The organism is Roseomonas sp. 18066, assembly GCF_902706185.1.
In the GTDB taxonomy this organism is placed as follows: Bacteria; Pseudomonadota; Alphaproteobacteria; order Acetobacterales; family Acetobacteraceae; genus Pseudoroseomonas.
The window spans coordinates 1-20,223 of record NZ_CACSJM010000121.1; the positions used below are offsets into that span (position 1 = coordinate 1).

Genomic DNA, 20,223 nt, shown 5'->3' on the forward strand with positions numbered 1-20,223 from the left:
GCCCCGGCCTGGCGCGCCGATCTGGGCCCGCGCTCGATCTCGGCGCTGATGCCGCGCGTCACCCGCCCGGCCTTCAAGAAGCGCAGCCCCGCCGGCGCCAACCTGATGGCCGACTGGCCGCAGATCGTGGGTCCCGTGCTGGCCGCCCAGACCATCCCGCAGAAGCTGTCGGCCGGGACGCTGACGCTGGGCTGCGCCGGGCCGGTGGCGATGGAATTGCAGTACCTGGCGCCGCAGCTGATCGCCAAGGTCAATGGCGCCCTCGGCCAGGCGCTGGTGCAGCGGCTGCGCATCGTCCAGGCCAAGCTGCCGCCGCCGGTGCGCAAGGCGCCGAAGCCGCAGCCCGTCGCCCTGCCCGCCCCGATCGACGCCAAGATCGCCGATATCGCCGACCCCGAGCTGCGCGCGGCGCTGGCCCGCCTGGCCCAGGGCGTCTTCCGCCCGAAGCGCTGATGCCGCCCCTGTCGCTGCAGGAACAGGCCTATCGCGCCATCCGCGCCCGCATCGTCACCTGCCGCTTCCCGCCCGGCAGCAGCCTGGTCGAGGCCCAGGTCGCCGAGGCCCTGAACTTCGGCCGCACCCCCGTCCGCCAGGCCTTCGACCGGCTGCGCCAGGAAGGGCTGGTGGTGATCCACCCGCGCAAGCGCGTCGAGGTCCGCGGCATCGACCCGGCCGAGCTGCTGGACATCATCGAGGCGCGGCTGATCAACGAAGGCCACGCCGCCCGCCTGGCCGCCGCCCGCGCCAGCCCCGCCGAGATCGCCGCGCTGGAAGACAATGTGCTGCGCGCCGGCAGCGCCACGGCGGTGGCGGAGACCGAGCAGCTGATGCTGCTGGAGCAGGAATTCCACGGGCTGATCGCCGCCGCGGCGCGCAACGCGGTCCTGGCCGATATCCTGCGCAACCTGCGCGACCGGGCGATCCGCTTCTGGTTCATCGCCGCCGGACAAAGCACCCACCGCCAGTCGGTGGTCGCCCAGCACGCCGAAATCGTCGCGGCCATCGCAGGGCGAGACGGCGCCGCGGCGGAGGGCGCGATGCGGCGGCATATCGAAGATCTCAGGAGCAGCGTTCAGCAGCAAGGCTGAGGCCAGGGGAATGAATTCCCCTGGACCCCTTCTTCTTTCTGATGACCGGCCGTTTGATGACCAGCACTTCAACGAAACAGACACCAGGGCATCGCGGCGGGACGCCATCATACAAAAACAGCGCGCCCCGAAAGGTCGCGCTGCCGCTGGGCCGTTTCACGTCCCGTCTCCACGTGGACACGGCAGTCACCCCAGAAAAAAGAAGGGGGTTCGGGGGAATTCATTCCCCCGACCTCAAGCCGCCTCTTCGCTCCCGAACGCCACGGGCGGCGTCCATCCCTTCCCCGGCACCGCCGCCATCAGCGCCCGCGTATATTCATGCTGCGGGTTGGCGAAGATCGCCGCGGCGGGCCCGTGCTCGACGACCTCGCCGCGGCGCATCACCGCCAGCTGGTCGCAGAGCTGGGCGGCCACGCGCAGGTCGTGGGTGATGAAGACCATCGACAGGCCGAGCTGCTCGCGCAGCTGCACCAGCAGCTTCAGCACCTGCGCCTGCACCGAGACGTCGAGGGCGGAGACCGGCTCGTCCGCCACCAGCACTTCCGGCCGCAGCGCCAGCGCGCGCGCCAGGCCGATGCGCTGGCGCTGGCCGCCGGAGAATTCATGCGGGAAGCGGTCCAGCGCCGAGGGGTCCAGCCCGACCAGGGCGAAGAGCTCCCGCGCCCGGGCCATCGCCTCGGCCTTCGGCGTGCCATGGATGATCGGGCCCTGGGCCACCAGCTCGCCCACGCGGCGGCGCGGGTTGAGCGAGGCGTAGGGGTCCTGGAACACCATCTGCACCCGTTTCGCCTCCTGGCGCAGCGCCTGCTTCGACAGCGCCAGGCGGTCCTGGCCGCCGAGGCGGATCTCCCCGGTCTCGGGGTCGAGCAGGCGCAGGATGCAGCGGGCCAGCGTCGACTTGCCGGAGCCGCTCTCGCCGACGATGCCCAGCGTGCCGCCGCGCGGCAGGCTGAGGGAGACGTCCTTCACCGCATGGGTGACGCGGCGGTTGCGGCGCAGCAGCCCGCCCTTGCGATAGGTCTTGGAGACGTGGTCGATCTCGAGGAAGGGCGCGCCGGTGACGGGGGCGCGCTCGGGCGGCGCCAGCGGCGGCACGGCGGCGACCAGCGCCCTCGTATAGGGGTGCTGCGGGTGGTTCAGCACCTCGGCCGCCGGCCCCTGCTCGACCAGGATGCCGCGGCGCATCACCGCGACCCGGTCGGCGATGTCGGCGACCACGCCGAAGTCGTGGGTGATGAACAGCACGGCGGTGCCGGTGCGGCGCTGCAGGTCGCGGATCAGCTCCAGGATCTGCGCCTGGGTCGTGACGTCGAGCGCGGTGGTCGGCTCGTCGCAGATCAGCAGCTTCGGCTCCAGGGCGAGGGCCATGGCGATCATGGCGCGCTGCCGCTGGCCGCCGGAGAGCTCATGCGGGAAGGCGCGGGCGGCGCCAGAGGGGTCGGGGATGCGCACCTGCTCCAGCAGCGCCAGCACGCGGGCGTCGATCTCGCGCCCCGAAAGCTGGGTGTGGGTGCGGAACATCTCGCCGATCTGGCTGCCGATGCTGCGCAGCGGGTTCAGCGCCGTCATCGGCTCCTGGAACACCATGCCGATGGCGGGGCCGCGCAGCTTGCGCATCTCGGCCGCCGGCAGCGGCAGCAGGTCGCGGCCCTGGAAGCGGATGGCGCCGGCGGTGGCCACCACGCCCTCGGGCAGCAGCCCCATCACCGCGCCCGCGGTCAGCGACTTGCCGGAGCCGCTTTCGCCGACGACGCAGAGGATCTCGCCGGGGTTCAGGGTGAGGGAGACATTGTCCAGCGCATGCGGCCGGTCGGCGCCCTTGGGCAGGGCGACGGTCAGGCCTTCGATCGAGAGCAGGCTCATCGTCCCTTCAACCTCGGATTCAATGCGTCGTTGAGGCCCTGCCCGACAAGCGAGACGCCGAGCACGGTCAGCAGGATGACCAGGCCGGGGATGGCCGAGACGTACCAATGCACCCGCAGCACGCCCTTGCCCGCGCCGATCAGGTTGCCCCAGGAGGGGATGTTGGGGTCGGACAGGCTGAGGAAGGCGAGCGCGCTTTCCAGCAGGATCGCCACCGCCATGATGACGCTGGCATAGACGATGATCGGCGGCAGGGCGTTGGGCAGAATCTCGCGGAAGATGATCTGCGCGTCGCGCATGCCCAGCACCCGGCAGGCCTGGACGAATTCGCGGTGGCGCAGCGTCAGGAACTCGGCCCGCGTCAGCCGCGCCGAGGGCGGCCAGGAGACGATGCCGATGGCGACCGTGACGAAGCTGATGTTGGAGCCGAAGACGGCGACCAGGACCAGCAGCAGCAGGAAGTTGGGCAGGGTCTGGAAGGCTTCGGTGACGCGCATCAGCAGGTCGTCGACCCAGCCGCCATAGAAGCCGGAGATGGCGCCGACGACGATGCCGATCAGGATGGCGATGACGGTGGCGACGAAGCCGATCAGCAGCGAGGTGCGGGCGCCGTGGAAGATCTGCGCCGCGATGTCGCGCCCGGTATTGTCGGTGCCGAGCCAGAAGCGCGGATTGTCCATCGGCCATTGCAGCGGGCGCCCGGCCAGCGACAGCGGGTCGCGCGGGAAGATCCAGCTGGCCGAGAGGGCCATGCCGATGACGGCCAGCACCAGCAGCAGGCCGATCACCGCCGCCGGGTTGCGCGCATAGCGCCTGAGGAAAGCCATGCGCCTATGACCCCGTGACGATGCGCGGATCGAGCTTGGCGTAGAGCATGTCCACGATGAAGTTGATGGTGATGACCAGCAGCGCCGAGACGAAGACGATGCCGAGCAAGGTGTTCACGTCGCGCTGCACCACGGATTCATAGGCCAGCCGGCCGAGGCCGGGCAGCGCGAAGACGCTCTCCACCACCACCGACCCGCCCAGCATGGTGCCGGCCTGCAGCCCCATCAGCGTGACGCCCGGCAGCAGCGCGTTGCGCAGCACGTGGCGCAGCACGACGGCGGTCTCGCCCAGGCCCTTGGCGCGGGCGGTGCGGACGAAGTCCAGCGTCAGCACCTCCAGCATCGAGGCGCGCATGATGCGGAGGTAGGTCGCCAGATAGGTCAGCGCCAGGGTGGCCACCGGCAGCACCAGGTGCCAGGCGATGTCGAGCACCCGGGCGAGGCCGGTGGTGCCGCTGCCGATCTCCTCGAAGCCGCCGGCGGGCAGCCAAGCCAGGCGGACGGCGAAGACGACGATGCCCATCATGCCGAACCAGAAGCTGGGGGTGGCGTAGAAGACCAGCCCCAGCGTCGAGATCAGCGCATCCGGCCAGCGGTTGACCCGCCGCGCGGCGATGACGCCCAGCGCCATGCCGGCGGCGAAGGCGAAGCTCAGCGCGGTCGCCATCAGCAGCAGGGTGACCGGCAGGCGCTCCAGGATGACGCTGGCCACCGGCTTGCCGTAGATGGCGGAGAAGCCGAGGTCGAGCGTCACCAGCCGCAGCAGGTAGCGGCCGAGCTGCACCAGCACCGGCGCATCCAGCCCGTAGAAGCTGCGCAGCTGCTCGATCATCGCCGGGTCGCCGCCGCCCATCTGGGCCACCAGCGCGTCGACGGTGTCGCCCGGCGCCAGCTGCAGCAGCAGGAAGAGCCCGACCAGGATCAGCAGCAGCGTCGGCAGGCTGGCGGCCAGCCGGCGCAGCGCCAGGAACAGGATGCGCATGTCGGTCCTTCAGGCGGGCTGGATCCAGGTGTCGTGCATATCGCCGGAATCCCAGCGCGGCACGTTGTGGTGGTTCTGCACCCGCTTCGAGGTCGCGGCGTAGAAGGGGCGCTCGGTCATCATCCAGACCGGCAGCTCGTCATTCACCGCCTTGACGAAATCGGCGTAGAGCGCGCGCCGCTTCGCCACATCGACCTCGCTGGCGGCGTCGTCGATCAGCTTGTCGACGGCATCCGACTGCCAGCCGAACTGGTTGGTCCAGGGCGCGCCCTTCGGCGAGCCCGAGCGGTACCAGACGGTGGTCGAGACCGCCGGATCGCCGCGATACTGGTGCCAGCCGGTGGCCAGGTCGAAGTTCCAGTCGCGATAGACCGCCGAGAGGGCGCCGGCGATGTCGAGCTGGACGATCTCCACCCGGATGCCGACCTGCGAGAGCGACTGCTGGATGAAGGTGGCGAGCAGCGGCACGTCCTCGCCATTCATGATCGGCACGATCTTCAGGCTGAAGCGGATGCCCCCTGCCCCGCGCTTGTAGCCCGCCTCGTCCAGCAGCTTCTCCGAGCGCGCCTTGTCGTAAGGGTAGGGCACGGCGTTGTTCGGGAAGAATTCCGGCGACAGCGAGGGAATGGGCCCGGTGGCCGGCTTGCCCAGCCCGTACAGGAAGTTCTCCAGGAAGAAGGGCACGTCCACCGCATGGGCGATGGCCTGGCGCACCCGCTTGTCGGACAGCTCCTTGCGGCGCGTGTTGAATTCGAGGGTGTTGTTGAAGACATTGCCCTCGACGCCGCGGGTCGAGACCTCGAAGCGGTTGTCCTTGCGCAGCCGGTCGATATCGGCGAGCGGCAGGCCGTTATAGGCCGAGATCTGCACCTGCCCGGTCTCCAGCGCCGCGGTCGCCGCCGACCGGTCGGTGATGAAGCGCCAGACGATGCGGTCGAGATAGGGAAAACCCTGGCGCCAGTAGTTCGGGTTGCGCTCGGCGATGACATACTGGCCGCGCTGGTATTCGACGAACTTGAAGGGGCCGGTGCCGATCGGCGCGGTGTTGGCCGGGTTCTCCAGCACGTTGCCGCTCTCGAAGACATGCTTCGGCACGATGTAGCCGAGGTCGCAGAGCGCGCGCAGCAGCAGGTTCAGCGGCATCGGGCGGGAGTAGCGGAAGACCGCGGTCAGCGGGTCCGGCGTCTCGACCGCCTCGAGATAGAGCTGCAGCGTGGTGCCGTAGTTGAGGTGCTTCTTCCACTGCTCCATCGCGCTGTACTGCACGTCGGCCGCGGTGAAGGGTTTTCCATCGTGCCACTGCACGCCGGCGCGCAGCTTGAAGGTCACCGTCTTGCCGTCGGGAGTAGCGTCCCAGCTCTCAGCCAAAACTGGAAGAATCTTGCCGCCCTCGCCCAGGTCGACCAGCGGCTCGATGATCTTGCTGGTGATGACATAGACGCCGGTCGAGGCGCGCAGCGCCGGGTTCAGGATGCGCTGCTCCGAGCCCAGATGGATGGTCAGCACGCCGCCGCGGCGCGGCGCCTGCGCCAGCGCGGGCAGCGGCAGGCTGGTATTGGCCGCGGCGCCGAGGGCAATCCCGGACAGCAGCAGGTGGCGGCGTGTGATTTGCATGGTCTCGGCTCTCCGTCGTTAGCAATCAACAAGCGGTGAAAGTGAGATTCTGTCAATCACCCGAGCCATTTCAGCAAATTTAGATCGTGGAATGGCAGGGATACGTCAAACGCGCTTGCCGCAGCGCAGCAAAGCTGGCCCCGGCGCCGCGGCGACGCAAGAGGCCATGGTCACGCTTTCGCAACGGGTCGGCGGCTCAGGCCTTGATGCGGGTCAGCACGGGGGCCGCGGGGGCGCTGGACCAGCCGGCGAGCTCTTCCATCGCCGCGCGGTCGAGAATGTCGAGCCGCCCCTTCTGCAGCGAGGCGACGCCGTCGCGGCGCAGCACCGCCAGCGCCCGGTTGGCATGCTCGACGGAGAGGCCCAGCGCGTCGGACAGATGCGCCTGCTTCAGCGGCAGGGCGGCGCCCGTGCGGTCGGCGCCGCCGCGATGGGTCAGCCGCGTGTGCAGCTCCAGCAGCAGATGGGCCACGCGCCCCAGCGCGTCGCGGCGGCCCAGGCTGGTCAGGCGCTCGCGCAGCCGGGCGCGGTCGCGCACCAGCCCGTCGGCATAGGACAGCGCCAGGCCGGGGTCGCGGCCCATGAACTCGCAGAGCCGGTCGCGGGCGAGGACGCAGAAGCTGGCATCGGTCAGCGCCGAGACCTCGGCGCCATCCTCGCTGCGCTCGACCAGGTCGCCGGGCAAATGGAAGTCGAGGATCTGCCGCCGCCCGTCCGGCGTGGTGGTCCAGGAGAAGGCCCAGCCGGCATAGAGGGTGAAGACGCCGTCGCGGATCGCCTCGCCGCCGCGCACCAGCCGCACGGCGGAGCGGATCCGGGCGATCTCCCCCACCCGCGCCTGCGGCACCACGCGGAACAGCGCGAAGGGCCGCACCGCGCAGGCCGCGCAGGAGCCGGGCAAGGGCGTCAGGGAGGCGGGTTTGGCGGCCATGCCCTGGTTATAGGGGGGGTGGCGGCATGGAACCAAGCCCTTTGCCGCAGCGCCGCCAATGAAGGCCAAGTTGCCGGTCGATTCGGCCGAGACACGTCTCATTTATCAGCGGCATCGAATAAAGAAGCGACAGCGCGCCGGGCACCGCCCGGCGCGCCGCTGACAAAAAACTACTTCTGCAGCGCCTGGACGATCTGCTGGGTGATCTTCTTGGCGTCGCCGAACAGCATCATGGTGTTGTCGCGGAAGAACAGCTCGTTCTCGACGCCGGCATAGCCGCTGGCCATGCCGCGCTTGACGAAGAACACGGTCTTGGCGCGCTCCACATCCAGGATCGGCATGCCGTAGATGGCGCTGGACTTGTCGGTCTTCGCCGCCGGATTGGTCACGTCGTTGGCGCCGATGACATAGGCGACGTCGGCCTCGGCGAATTCCGGGTTGATCTCCTCCAGCTCATGCACCTCGTCATAGGGCACGTTGGCCTCGGCCAGCAGCACGTTCATATGGCCGGGCATGCGGCCGGCGACCGGATGGATGGCGTAGGAGACCTCGGCGCCCTCCTTCTTCAGCAGGTCGCCCATCTCGCGCAGCACCTGCTGCGCCTGGGCCACCGCCATGCCGTAGCCGGGGACGATGATGATCTTGGCGGCATTCTTCATGATATAGGCGGCGTCTTCCGGGCTGCCGGCCTTCACCGGCCGCGCCGGGCCGCCGCTGGCCGCGGCCGAGGCCGCCGCCGGATCGCTGCCGAAGCCGCCCAGCAGCACGTTGATGATGCTGCGGTTCATGCCCTTGCACATGATGTAGGACAGGATCGCGCCCGAGGCGCCGACCAGCGCGCCGGTGACGATCAGCAGCAGGTTGCCGACGGTGAAGCCGATGCCCGCCGCCGCCCAGCCGGAATAGCTGTTCAGCATGGAGACGACGACCGGCATGTCGGCGCCGCCGATCGGGATGATCAGCAGGAAGCCGAGCGCCAGCGCCAGCAGCGCGATCAGCCAGAACAGCGCGGCATTGCCGGTGGCGACAAAGGCGATGACCAGCACCAGCAGCAGCACGCCGAGGCCGAGATTGAGGAAGTGCTGGCCCTTGAAGGTGATCGGCGCGCCCGACATCAGCGCCTGCAGCTTGGCGAAGGCGATCAGCGAGCCGCTGAAGGTGATGGCGCCGATCGCCAGGCCCAGCGACATCTCGACCAGGCTGCCGCCATGGATATGGCCGGGCGTGCCGATGCCGAAGCTCTCGGGGTTGTAGAAGGCGGCGGCGGCGACGAAGACCGCGGCCAGGCCCACCAGCGAGTGGAAGGCGGCCACCAGCTGCGGCAGGGCGGTCATCTGGATGCGCTGCGCCAGCACCGTGCCGATGCCGCCGCCGATGACGATGCCGGCCAGGATCAACCCCAGCCCGCCGCCGCCCATGCCCGGATGCGCCAGCGTCGCCAGGATGGCGATGCCCATGCCGACCATGCCGTAGAGATTGCCGCGCCGGCTGGTCTCCGGATGCGACAGCCCACGCAGCGCCAGGATGAACAGGACCGAGGCCACCATATAGGCCAGGGTCGAAAGCGTGTGCGCCATCGGCTCAGCCCTTCTTCTTGAACATGGCGAGCATCCGCCGCGTCACCATGAAGCCGCCGAAGATGTTTACGGAGGCCAGGGTCACCGCCAGGAAGCCGAAGAATTTTGCCGCCCAGGAATCACCGAGGCCCGTCGCCAGGATGGCGCCGACGACGATCACGGAAGAAATGGCGTTGGTGACACCCATCAGCGGCGAATGCAGCGCCGGGGTGACGTTCCAGACGACGTAGTAGCCGACGAAGCAGGCCAGCAGGAAAATCGTCAGCAACAGAAGAAAAGGCTCGGCGGCTTGGGCGGCGGGGGCGACGGCCTCGGCCATCTGCCGCGCCTGGGCGGCCAGCGCCAGCGCGCGCTCGGCGGTGGCGGAGGCCTGGTTGGCCAGGTCGGTGGGGTTCATCGGTTCCTCTCCCTCGCCTCAGGCCGCCGGGGCCAGCTGCGGATGCACGACCGCGCCGTCGCGGGTCAGGGTGACGCCGCGGATGATCTCGTCCTCGGCGACCAGCTTCGGCGCGCGCGCCTCCTTGTCCCAGAAGGTCGAGAGGAAGGTCAGCAGGTTGCGCGCATAGAGGCTGCTGGCGGCGGCCGGAATGCGCCCCGGCCAGTTCTGCCAGCCGAGGATCTTCACGCCGCCGGCGGTCACCGTCAGCTCGCCCGGCACGGTCAGCGCGCAATTGCCGCCGGCATCCGCCGCGATATCGACCACCACGCTGCCCGGCTTCATGCCGGCGACCATGGCCTCGGTCAGCAGGATCGGCGCGCGGCGGCCCTGGACGAGCGCGGTGCAGACCACGACATCGGCCTTGGCGACGGCGGCGGCGATGACCTCGGCCTGGCGGCGCTTGTAGTCCTCGCTCATCTCCTTGGCATAGCCGCCGGCGGTCTGCGCCTGGGCCATCTCGGCATCCTCGACGCCGACGAAGGCCGCACCCAGCGACTTGATCTCTTCCTTGGCCGCAGGACGGACATCGGTCGCCGAGACACGCCCGCCGAGCCGCCGGGCGGTCGCGATGGCCTGCAGGCCTGCCACGCCCGCGCCCATGATGAAGACATTCGCGGCCGGGATGGTCCCCGCCGCCGTCATCAACATCGGAAAGCCCTTGTCGAAGGCGGTGGCGCCCTCGATCACCGCGCGGTAGCCGGCGAGATTGGCCTGGGACGACAGGATATCCATGCTCTGCGCCCGGGTGATGCGCGGCAGCAGCTCCATGCTGCAGGCCTCGATCCCCGCCTCGGCATAGAGCTTCGCCCGCGCCGGGTTGGCGATGGCCTCCAGCGTGCCGATCAGCAGCGCGCCGCGCGGGATCAGCGCGAGCTCATCGACCTCGCCCTCGCCATGCGCCAGCGGCGCGCGCACCTTCAGCACCAGCCGGGCGCCGGCCAGGGCGGCCGCGGCATCGGCGGCGATCTCCGCCCCGGCTTCCCGATAGGCGTCGTCGGGCAGGCCGGAGGCGAGGCCCGCCCCGCTCTCCACCACCACATCGATGCCGAGGCCGATGAATTTCTTCGCCGTCTCCGGCGTCGCGGCGACGCGGGTTTCCCCGGCACGCCTTTCCTTCAGCACTGCGAGACGCATCAGGCCCTCCCGGCACTATCGCTATCCGATTGTGCCGGGAGATTGACCGGTGGTGGGACCACCGACAAGCCGCATTGCAGTGTCATCCCCGCGACGGCGCGGGGGGCAGCCCCGCTTCAGGTGCCGAAGCGGAAGACGATGGCCGTGGCCGTGGCCTCCACCAGGGTCAGGCTGGCGCCGCCCTCGGCCGGCGCCTCGCCCTGCTGCGTCTCCAGCCAGGTGGCGTAGAGGCCGAGCAGCACGGGCGCGATCCAGCCGCCGGCCTCGTCGGTGGCGGTGGCCACCAGCGGCGCCAGGCGGTGGGTCAGGCGCAGGCTGCGATCGGCCTCGTCGACGGACAAGCTGGCATAGCCCCAGGACAACGTCGCCAGCGCGTCGTTCATCCGCGCCTCCAGCCCGTCCAGCGTCTCGACCGGGCCGAGCGGCAGGCCGGCGCCGAGCTTGGCGCCGACAGCGCGCAGCAGCCCGTCGCGGCCGGCCTTCTCCAGATTGGCGTCGAGCGTCTCCACCAGGGCGCGCAGGAAGCCGCGCCACTGGGCGCTGACCTCGCGCCGCGCCAGATAGGCGAGCGCGGCCGGCGCCGGGTCGGTCTGGGTCATGCCGTGTTTTCTCCTGCCGGCCCTGGTTTTCCGGACCGTCGATGGGCGAGCTTACTGATCAAGCTTGTAGCGGGCGTAAAGCAGGCCACGCGCCTCGCTCCAATCGGCGGAGCGGTCGTAGCGCAGGGCGGCGCCCAGCCGCAGGTTCGGCGTCACCGCATATTCCACGTCGGCGCGCACGCCGCCGGTGAAGCCGGTCTGCGACTGGCCCGGATAGAAGGCGGTGACATTGGTGTTGGAGGCCGCCTGCGCCTCGAGATTGGCCTGCGCCGCATTGTCGTTCGGGAAATACGGCGCGCGGTTCTCGCGGAAGGTGGCGATGCCGGCGCTGGCGCCGAGGCGGTAGCTGAAATCGCCCGAGCGCGCGCGGTAGTCGACCGGGACGGTCGCCGCGAAGAAGCTCTGCGGGCTGAAATAGCCGCCATGGCCCGCGGTGAAGTAGCGCAGGTTGCGGTCATAGGTCTGGTAGAGCATGTCGAGGCCGGTGGTGACCTCCCAGCTCTCGCGACGGTAGAGGGCGGTGTTGAAGCCGGCCGCCGCCTCCCAGCGCGAATTGTCGCGCACCCCGTCGCCTTCCATCGTCGAATAGGCGCCGGCGACATAGAAGTTGGTGTCGGCGCTGTAGCCGTATTCGAGCTGGCCGCGGCCGGTGTTGCGCACCACGCCGCCGAAGGTGCGGCCGGTCGCCGGGTCGCGCATGCCGCCCCAGGACAGCATGGTGTCGGTCACCGCGCGGCGCTCGGCGGTCATGCGCAGGCGCAGATTCTCGCTCAGATGCGGCGCCACCTCGACGCCGCCCAGCACGTTCTGGCTGCGGAAGCCGAGCGGCGTGGTGCCGATATCGGCCGAGAAGATGCCCTGGCTGTAGCCGACGCCGAGCGCGACGCCGGTCGCCGAGGTCTGCCGCGGCGCCGCGGCGGCGGCCTGGGCGGCGGTCAGCGCGGAGCCGTTGTTGATGGTCAGCGCGTTGCTGCCGAAGCGGCTGAGCGCATAGACCGACTGGTCCATGCCGCCGGCATCGATATTGACCACCTGGGCGCGCAGCGAGATGCGGCCGCCGACTTCCGGCAGGGCGGCCGAGACCTCGGCGCCGCCGCCATATTCGGTCAGCTTGTCGAAGCCGCCATCGCCCGAGCGGGTGCGGAAATTGGCCGTCGGCGAGAAGCGGGACGAATTCTCGTCCTGCACCACCGCCAGCTCGCGGTTGATCTGGTTCAGCAGCGGGTCGTTGGCGGCCTGCGGCGGCAGGGTCAGCGGCGCCTGGTAGGTGGCGACCGGGCGGCCCTGGGCATAGCTGGGCTGGGCATAGCTCGGCTGGGCATAGGCCGGCTGGGCCGTCGCCGCCGGGGCGGGGGCCGCGCCATAGGTCGGGCCGGCATAGTTCGGGCTGCCCGGCGGCGGGGCCACCGGCGGATAGGTCAGCGGCGCCTGCGGCGCGGCCGGCGCGGCGGCGGCGGACGCGGCGTCCGGCGGCGTCGCATAGGTGCCGCCCGGCATGCCGATGATCGGCGCCGCCTGGCTGGACATGCCCTGGCCGGCCAGCGCGACGCGGCGCGAGCCACCCTCGGCCCCGGCATCGGCATAGGCCTCGCCGCCGCCGATCTGGCCGCGGCGCTGCTCGGCGGCCAGCAGCAGGGCGCCGCGGGCGCGGGCCTCGTCGCCGCCGGCGCGCGCCAGCCGGGCCTCGATCATCGACAGGCGGGGGTCGTTCGGGGCCAGCGCCCGGGCCTCGGCCAGCAGCCCCTCGGCGCGGGCCCACTGGTCGAGCAGGATGGCGGCATCGACCGCGCCGCCGCGCGCCTCGAGGTTGCGCGGGTCGCGGCGGAGGACGCCCTCGGCCAGGCGCTGCGCCTCGCGGGCGTCGCGCGCGCCCTGGTAGAGCTGGAAGGTGACGCGCGGCGCTTCCTGGCGGGGGGCGGCGGCGACCTGCTGGGGCGCGGCCGGCTGCGGTGCCGCGGGCTGCGGCGCCGGGCGCGGCGCGGCGGCGGCGACCGCGGTCGGCGCGGGCGCGCCGGCGGCGCGCAGCCCGGCCAGCTGGCGGCGCTCATCGGTGGAGAGGCGGCTGTCCTGGGCCAGCTCGACGGCGATCTGGCTGGCCGGCTGGTCCAGCCCGACCTCCTGCAGCGCCATGGCGATGGCGAGCCGCCCGGAGGCCGGCGCGCTACGATTGGCGGCCAGCGCCGCCTGGGCGGCCTCGGTCGCGGCCTGGGCATCGCCGAGCCCGGCCAGCGCCTCGACCACCAGGGCGGCGGTCTCGCCGCTGGGCTCGGGACGGGCGGCGAGCGACAGCAGCCGGCGCTTGGCCTCGCCGCGATGGCCGAAGGCATCGGGCTCGAGCGCGGCGGCGACCTGCTGCTGCAGCCGGGCGCGGCGCATCAGCCGGCCCATATCGGCGCTGCGCAGCCGGTCGGGCACGCGCTCCAGCAGGCCGGCCACGTCCAGCATGCGGCCTTCGTCGCTGGCGAAGAGGGCGGCGGCAAAGACCGGCTCGGCGGCGCCGGTCTCGGCCGGCTGGTCGACCAGGGCGCGCGCCTCGGTGCCCTTGCCCTGGGCGGCCAGCGCCCGGGCCAGGTCGAGCCGCAGCCAGGGGTTGCCGGTCTCGGCGGCCAGGGCGCCGCGCAGCAGGGCGATGCCGGATTCGGCGTCGCCGGCGCGCTGCGCCTCGATGCGCAGCGCCTCGGCGCGCTGGGCGGCGGCGCTGCCGGCGACCAGGCGGTTGCGGCGCTCGGCCAGCTGCTGCGCCTCGGCGAAGCGGCCCTGGCGCTGCAGCGCCTCGAACAGCCCGGCCATCGGCGTCGCCAGCTCCGGCCGGCGGGCCAGCGCGGCGCGGTAATGCTGCTCGGCCCCGGCCAGGTCGCCGCGGCGCAGCGCCAGGTCGGCCAGCAGGGTCTCGGCCTCGACCCGCTCGGCGCCCTCGCGGCGCAGGCCCCGGCGCAGGATCTGCTCGGCCTGGTCGAACTGGCTGCGCTGCACCGCCTGGCGCGCCTGGGCGACCAGCGTCGGGCCGGCGGCGCCGTCCAGCGCGCGGGCCCAGCGGGCGCGGCCATTGGCGGGGTCGGCGGCGATCGCCTCGCGCAGCAGCGCGGTCGCCTCGGTGCGGCGGCCCTGGCGCAGCCGCGCGACGCCGAGGCCACCACGGGCATCGGCATCCTCGGGGCGCAGCACCAGCACGGACTGGAACTCGCGCGCCGCATCGGCCAGCAGGCCGGCATTCAGCGCCGCGAAGCCGCGCAGCCGGGCGGCGCCGCCATCGCCGACGGCACGGCCGGCATCGGCCAGCCGCTGCTGCATCAGCGGGTCGTTCGGGAACAGCTTGAGATAGGCCTCGATGCCGCCGGCCGCCTCGGGGGCCAGGGCCTCCCATTGCAGCGCGTCGCGCCAGGCGGCGCGGGCGTCGCCCGCGCCCTCGGGCTGCTGCGCCAGCGCCTGCAGCCGGCGGATGCCCTCGGCGCGCGAGCCCTCGCGATAGGTCATGATCCGGGCGAGCGCCAGCGGCAGCCGGCGATCGGCCGGGCTGCGGGCGACCAGCCGGGCCACCGCCTCGCGCGCCTCCGGGTGGCCGTCCGGCGTGCCGGCCAGCGTCTGGTAGTATTCGATGGCGAAGGCCGCCGGCGGCACCGGGCCGCCGAACAGCTTCCTGTACAAGGCCACCGATTCGACCGAGAGGCCCTGCTGAGCCAGGCGCCGCGCCTCGTGCAGTTGCGCCGGGTCGATCGAGGCGCCGCGCACGGCCAGCGCCGCCTCGGCCAGGCGGGGGTCGGCCGGCGCCAGCTCGCGCAGCCGCGCCAGGTGCTTCTCGGCGCCGGGCAGGTTGCCGAGCTCCGCCTGGGTGGCGGCGGCGGCGGCCAGGCCATCGAGATTGCCCGGCTCGGCGGCGAGCAGCCGGTCCAGGGTGGTCGCCGCCCGGTCGGGGCGGCTCTGTCCGCGCCAATAGCTGGCCTGGTCGAGCAAGACGGCGATCGCGCCCTCCTGCGCCGCCGCGGGGGCGGGCAGCAGGGGCAGCAATGCCAGCGAGCAGGCCGTGGCCAGCAGATGCGCGCGGAAAGCCATCATTGCGTCCTGGTCCTCAGCCGAAGGGCAGCGCGGCGGCGCAGCAGCCAGTAGGTCGGAATGGCGATGCACAGCGCCGCCACCAGGACGAGGCCTAGCAGCAGGTCCGGTCGCTTGCCCAGCCAGAATTGTGGCATGAGATGCACCGGAAGCTGACCCACCGTGTAATTCCGATTCACCTTATAGGAGGTCATGCGGCCGCCGGACAGCAGCGCCAGGTCGCCCTGGATGCGCGGCTGCATCTCCGGGTCGCGCAGCGCGGTGACCATGGCCTCCATGCCCTGCGGGTTGGTGCCCGTCAGCGCGATGACCGAGCGGTTGCCCTTCAGCGGGCTCTCGAAGCCGATCAGCATGCCGGTGGCCTCGCCCGGGGTGGCGAGCACCGCCTCCAGGCGCTGCCGGTCCATCTGCCGGTCGTCGGTCAGGAACAGGTTGCGGAAGCTCTCCAGCGCGGTCGGCAGCGCCACGCTGACGCGGCCGCCATCGACCTGCAGCGGGCTGCCCTGGCCGAGCAGCTGCGCCAGCGCCGGCTGCCGGCCCAGCGCGCCGACCACCAGCAGCTCGCGATCGGCGACCGTCTCGAGGCCGGCCGGGCGGACCACGGCGATGCGGGCGGCGGGGTAGCCGACATTGGCGGCCAGCTTGCCCAGCAGGGTGAAGGCGCCCGACAGCTCCAGCGTGTTGGCGCGCTCCGGCAGCACCAGCGCGGTGGTGGAGAAATCCGCCATCTTGGTGAAGGGGAAGCCCGAGCCCGCGAAATGCGCCAGGTTGGGCATCTCGGTGAAGCGGTAGCCGCGCGTCAGGTCGATGGTGCTGTCCGGGTCGATCGAGGCGCGGATGTCGCCGGGGATCGAGATGCAGTCGCCGCGGTTGAGCGGGCGCATGTCGAAGCGCATCTGCAGCTCGTTTTGGCCGAAGACCAGGTAGGGCGGCAGGCCGACCTGGCCCTCGCCGCGATCCGGCAGGGCGCCGAGGCCGGTGTTGCGCGCCACCCAGCTCCAGGGCCAGCCCGGCTCCACTTCACGAAGCGGAAAGGACTTCAGGTAGATATTGTTCAGCGAGGCGTCGAGCCGCGAGACCGCGACATCCATCACCGGGCCCGGGGGCGCGCGGAAGCGGACATCGACCGGCAGCGACCGCTCGCGCCAGGTGTAGAGGTCGGGCGCGGTGCGGAAGGGAATGGCGATGGCGCCCGGGGCGAAGCCGTAGCTCTGCAGCTCCGACGGGTCGACCAGCTCGCCGAAGCGGACCGGGCGGTCGGTGCGGACCCAGCGCGGCGCGTCATATTCGGCGCGCACCGGGATCTCGGGGGCCTGAACCTGGGCCAGCTCGCCGGACAGCGCCTGGCGGCCGACGGCCAGGGCCTGGGCGGCCGAGGCCGCCTCGGCGCCGGTGCGGCCACCCACCACCAGCAGCATCGCGGTCGGGTCGGCCGGGTTCGGCACCACGGCCAGCGTCGGACCCTCGAAACGCGGCAGGGTGACGCCGGGCACGCCCTCATTGCCGGCGACCAGCACCATGGCATTGCCGCGCGGCGGCACGCTGGCGCTGACCGGGAAGTTGGCGCCGCGGTAATCCGCCTGCACCGCGAACCAGGAGGTGGCGATGGCGGCGGCGCGGACCAGGTCGTTGCCGGCGGCATCGGGCATGACGACCGGCAGGGTCAGTGGCTCGTTGCGCAGGCGCGGGTCGAAGAAGGGCTCCGGCAGCCGCGCCAGGTCGCGGGTCAGCGGCAGCTTCTCCAGCGTCAGGTGCAGCGTCGACAGGTCGGAGACGGTCGACCACAGCAGGCCCGACAGCGGGTCGTTGCATTCCACCGCATAGCGGCCGGTGAAGCGGAAGTTCAGCCGGTTGCTGTCGGCGAAGTAGACCGGGTTGATCGGGAACTCGATCGGGCCGAAGGCCGGGCGGGTGCGCTCCGGCGTGATGGTGCCGACGAACTGCTCGTTCATCGCGATGGCGATCTGGCTGAGCTCGGGGATCAGCGCCGGGCTGGTCGCGCCCTGCAGCACCAGCCGGGCCGCGGTCACCACCTCGTCCGAGCGGACGCCGAACAGCAGGCCCTGCAGGTCGGAGGTGCCGCGCAGCTGCATCGGGCCGGCGAGGCCCAGCTGCTTCAGCGTGCGGCTCTCGACGCGGGAGGCGCCGCCGGGGGTGCCGCCGCCGCCATTGCCGAACATCACCGGGCCGGAATTGGACGGCGGCGTGCCGAAGGGGCCGCTGGGCGGCGCCATCGGCGTCAGGCCGGGGATCTCGGCGGCCGGGGCGGAAGACGGCGGCGCGACCGGCGCGCCGGCCGGCGCCCCGGGCATGCCGAAGATCGACGGCGGGGCGCCGAGCGACGGATTGGAAGGCGGCGGCGCCGCCTGGGCCAGCACCGGCGCGGGCTGGGCAAAGCTCGGCTGCACCGGGCTCGGCTGCGCCATGATCGGCGGCAGGCCCGGGGGCGCGCCGGGGGCGCCCAGGATCGGCGCCGGCGGCGGGCTGGCGGCGACCGGGGTCGAGGACGGCCCGGTCGGCATCGGCGGCATGGCCAGCGGCTGCATGGTCGAGGCCTGGCCACCGGCCGGCTGGCCGCCGAATTGCGACGGCGTCAGCGGCGGCGGAACCGGGGGCGCCTGCAGCCGCTGCGCCGCGGCGCCGCCGGCGATGGCAAGGCCGAGGCCCGCCAGCAACGCGATGCTGGCGGCGCGGCGGCCATTGCCGCTGAGCTTGCGCGGCGCGGCCGGACCCGTGGCGGGGCCGCTGGCCGGCCCTGTCGCGGCGCCCGGCTGCAGCGCCGGCGGCGCCTGGCCAGGGGCGGCGGCCAGGTTCGGCGCGCGGCGGGCGGCGGCGGCGCGGGCCCGGGCACGACGCTCGCGACGGCCCCGGAAAGAAAGCTGGCTGTCGCCGCGGAACAGACCCGTGATGCTCACCACAACCTCCAGCAGAGCGCGCAGCGGTCGGTCGTGCCGCGCCTCGTCCCAGTCCATCCAGGCATCGGCGCGGCCGAGCACGGCGCGCACGATATTGCCTTCATCCATCAGCTTGGCCGGCAGGAAGCGGGCCTGCATGCGGCCGTTCTGCCAGCGCAGCACCTCGGCCGGCACCGTCACGCGGTCGGGGCCGAGGTCGAATTCCATCATCACCTTGGGGTCGGCCGGCACCTGCTCGGGCTGCGCCATGAACAGCGCGGCGCCGCCCAGCGACAGGTCGGCGCTCTCGCCCTCCAGCCGGGTGCCGTCGGCGAAGATCACGGTCGTCGGCAGCCGCGCGTTGACGCGGTGCCGCTCGCGCACCTGGCGCCGCTCGCGGCCGACGGCCAGCCCCGCCATCACCGTGATCAGCGACAGGATCACCCAGAAGGTGTTCAGCGCATTGGCCTGGAATTCCTGGCTGGCCGGCGAGTTCGCCGCCATGCCGTAGATGCCCGACAGCAGGCCGAGGACCAGGAAGATGGCGATGACGAAATTGGCCGCCACGGCGCGCAGGTCGAAGAAGCCTTCCTGCAGCGTGCCGCCCTTGTCGGTCACGTTGAACTTGCCGCGCTTCGGGTCGAACAGCGTCACCAGCACGACCGGCAGCAGGTAGATGGCCAGCACGGTCTCGTAGATCTCGGACCAGAAGCTGTGCCGCACCCGGCCCTGCACCCGGCTGTTGGTGCCGATCGAATGCACGATATGCGGCCCGGCATAAGCCACGATGGCCAGCGGCGAGGCGGCGATCAGGTTCTGCCCGAACAGCAGGAAGGCCAGCGGCGCGGTCAGGAAGACCACGCGCGGCAGCGGGAACAGGAAGTGCCACTGGGCGTTCAGGTAGCAGAGCCGCTGGTACAGCTTCAGCCCCTTGCCCATCAGCGGGTTCTCGATCCGGAAGATCTGGATCATGCCGCGGGCCCAGCGCATGCGCTGGCCGATATGGGTGATCAGCCGGTCGGTGGCCAGGCCCGCCGCCAGCGGCACCCGCAGATAGGCGGTGCGCCAGCCCATCCGCTGCATCTTCAGCGAGCAGTGGCAGTCCTCGGTCACCGTCTGGGTCGGCACGCCGCCGACCTGCTCCAGCGCGGTCCGCCGCAGCACGGCGCAGGAGCCGCAGAAGAAGGTCGCGTTCCACAGGTCGTTGCCCGGCTGCACCAGGCCGTAGAACAGCAGCCCCTCGTTCGGGACGCGCTTGCCCGAGGCCAGGTTCCGCTCGAAAGGATCGGGCGAATAGAAATGATGCGGCGTCTGCAGCATGCCGATGCCCTTGTCGCGGAGCATCCAGCCCAGCGACAACTGCAGGAAGGCGCGCGTGGCGACGTGGTCGCAGTCGAAGATCGCGATATATTCGCCCGAGGTGCGGGTCATCGCGTGGTTGATGTTGCCGGCCTTGGCGCCCTTGTTGTCGGGGCGGACCATGTAGCCGCAGCCGACCTCGGCGGCGAATTGCCGGAATTCCTCGCGGCGGCCGTCATCGAGGATGTAGACATTCATCCGGTCGCGCGGCCAGTCCATCGACAGGGCGCCGAAGACAGCCGGCTTCACCACGTCGAGCGGCTCGTTGTAGGTCGGGATGAAGACGTCGACGGTGGGCCAGAGGTCGGTGTCGACCGGCAGCGGCACCGGCTTGCGGTCGAGCGGCCAGAGCTGCTGGAAATAGGACAGCAGCAGGGCGGCGACCGCGTAGATCTCGGCCAGCAGCAGGCCGGTGCCGAGGAAGGTGGAGAGGAAGCCGGTATAGTCCAGCGTCTCCGTCACCCGCCAGTAGATGTAGCGCAGCGAGATCAGCGTCGACAGCGCCACCAGGAAGAACAGCGACCCGCGCGAGCTCGCCCGGCCGATGATCAGGAAGACCAGGAAGCCGCCCAGCGCCAGCCAGGCCTGCTGCTCGGCCTCCAGCGGCGCCACGATGAAGGTCAATCCGATCAGCGCGCCGATGAAGGACAGCAGGCGCCCCAGCAGCGGCACGCGCGAGAGGATGTTGCGCATCGGACGCATGGTTACCGTCCACCCCAGAAGGGGGATTGCGCCAGGCCGAATCGCGGCACGGCGGGGGGTTCAGCGGGGACGGGCGCAGCGGACGGCGCCGGCGGGGAAGCAGGGGCGGCGACCGCGGGTTCCGGCATGGCCACGGACGGCGGCGGCGGCGGCGCGCGGAAGGC

Annotated in this window: 13 protein-coding genes; 2 read left to right on the forward strand and 11 right to left on the reverse strand. The window is 71.7% G+C overall.

Translation table 11 applies throughout. The features are described 5' to 3' along the window. Together GVN67_RS21455 and GVN67_RS21460 are read left to right on the forward strand one after the other, a co-directional pair. Nucleotides 1-453 (forward strand): DUF721 domain-containing protein (locus GVN67_RS21455; protein ID WP_408906361.1); only part of this gene is annotated, 453 nt, incomplete at its 5' end. Further along, complete coding sequence (locus tag GVN67_RS21460) at nt 453-1,088, forward strand: GntR family transcriptional regulator (RefSeq protein ID WP_159999373.1); 636 nt, start codon at nt 453-455, stop codon at nt 1,086-1,088. The genes GVN67_RS21455 and GVN67_RS21460, both read left to right, overlap by 1 nt. Nucleotides 1,089-1,322: 234 nt before the next feature. Here the strand turns inward: GVN67_RS21460 and GVN67_RS21465 are convergent, their stop codons facing one another. The 11 genes from GVN67_RS21465 to bcsA all read right to left on the reverse strand — a co-directional run bounded on the left by GVN67_RS21465 (nt 1,323) and on the right by bcsA (nt 20,059). Next, complete coding sequence (locus tag GVN67_RS21465; protein ID WP_159999374.1) at nt 1,323-2,951, reverse strand: ABC transporter ATP-binding protein; 1,629 nt, start codon at nt 2,949-2,951, stop codon at nt 1,323-1,325. Further along, entirely contained in the window at nt 2,948-3,778 is an 831-nt protein-coding gene (locus GVN67_RS21470) for an ABC transporter permease (protein ID WP_159999375.1), read from the reverse strand. Before GVN67_RS21470 ends, GVN67_RS21465 begins: the two co-directional genes overlap by 4 nt. A 4-nt stretch (nt 3,779-3,782) precedes the next feature. Beyond that, a complete protein-coding gene (locus GVN67_RS21475) occupies nt 3,783-4,760 on the reverse strand; it encodes an ABC transporter permease (RefSeq protein ID WP_159999376.1) in 978 nt (325 codons plus the stop codon). A 9-nt stretch (nt 4,761-4,769) separates the two neighbouring features. Beyond that, the gene (locus tag GVN67_RS21480) at nt 4,770-6,374 is read right to left on the reverse strand and encodes an ABC transporter substrate-binding protein (protein ID WP_159999377.1); all 1,605 of its coding nucleotides are present in this window, start codon (nt 6,372-6,374) and stop codon (nt 4,770-4,772) included. 196 nt (nt 6,375-6,570) lie between these two features. Then, nucleotides 6,571-7,305, reverse strand: coding sequence for a Crp/Fnr family transcriptional regulator (locus GVN67_RS21485; RefSeq protein ID WP_159999378.1), 735 nt, complete (start codon nt 7,303-7,305; stop codon nt 6,571-6,573). A gap of 170 nt (nt 7,306-7,475) precedes the next feature. Continuing rightward, nucleotides 7,476-8,882: an NAD(P)(+) transhydrogenase (Re/Si-specific) subunit beta gene (locus GVN67_RS21490; protein ID WP_159999379.1), complete on the reverse strand. Its 1,407-nt coding sequence runs from the start codon at nt 8,880-8,882 to the stop codon at nt 7,476-7,478. 4 nt (nt 8,883-8,886) lie between these two features. Beyond that, complete coding sequence (locus GVN67_RS21495) at nt 8,887-9,279, reverse strand: proton-translocating transhydrogenase family protein (RefSeq protein WP_159999380.1); 393 nt, start codon at nt 9,277-9,279, stop codon at nt 8,887-8,889. An 18-nt stretch (nt 9,280-9,297) separates the two neighbouring features. Beyond that, entirely contained in the window at nt 9,298-10,455 is a 1,158-nt protein-coding gene (locus GVN67_RS21500) for a Re/Si-specific NAD(P)(+) transhydrogenase subunit alpha (protein ID WP_200845336.1), read from the reverse strand. Between the two features lie 116 nt (nt 10,456-10,571). Next, complete coding sequence (gene bcsD, locus GVN67_RS21505) at nt 10,572-11,054, reverse strand: cellulose biosynthesis protein BcsD (RefSeq protein WP_159999381.1); 483 nt, start codon at nt 11,052-11,054, stop codon at nt 10,572-10,574. 51 nt (nt 11,055-11,105) lie between these two features. Further along, a complete protein-coding gene (locus GVN67_RS21510; protein ID WP_159999382.1) occupies nt 11,106-15,107 on the reverse strand; it encodes a cellulose biosynthesis protein BcsC in 4,002 nt (1,333 codons plus the stop codon). Then, on the reverse strand, nt 15,104-20,059 hold the full coding sequence (bcsA, locus tag GVN67_RS21515; protein WP_159999383.1) for a UDP-forming cellulose synthase catalytic subunit: 4,956 nt from the start codon (nt 20,057-20,059) through the stop codon (nt 15,104-15,106). The genes GVN67_RS21510 and bcsA overlap by 4 nt, the downstream gene beginning before the upstream one ends. Between the last annotated feature and the right edge of the window lie 164 nt (nt 20,060-20,223).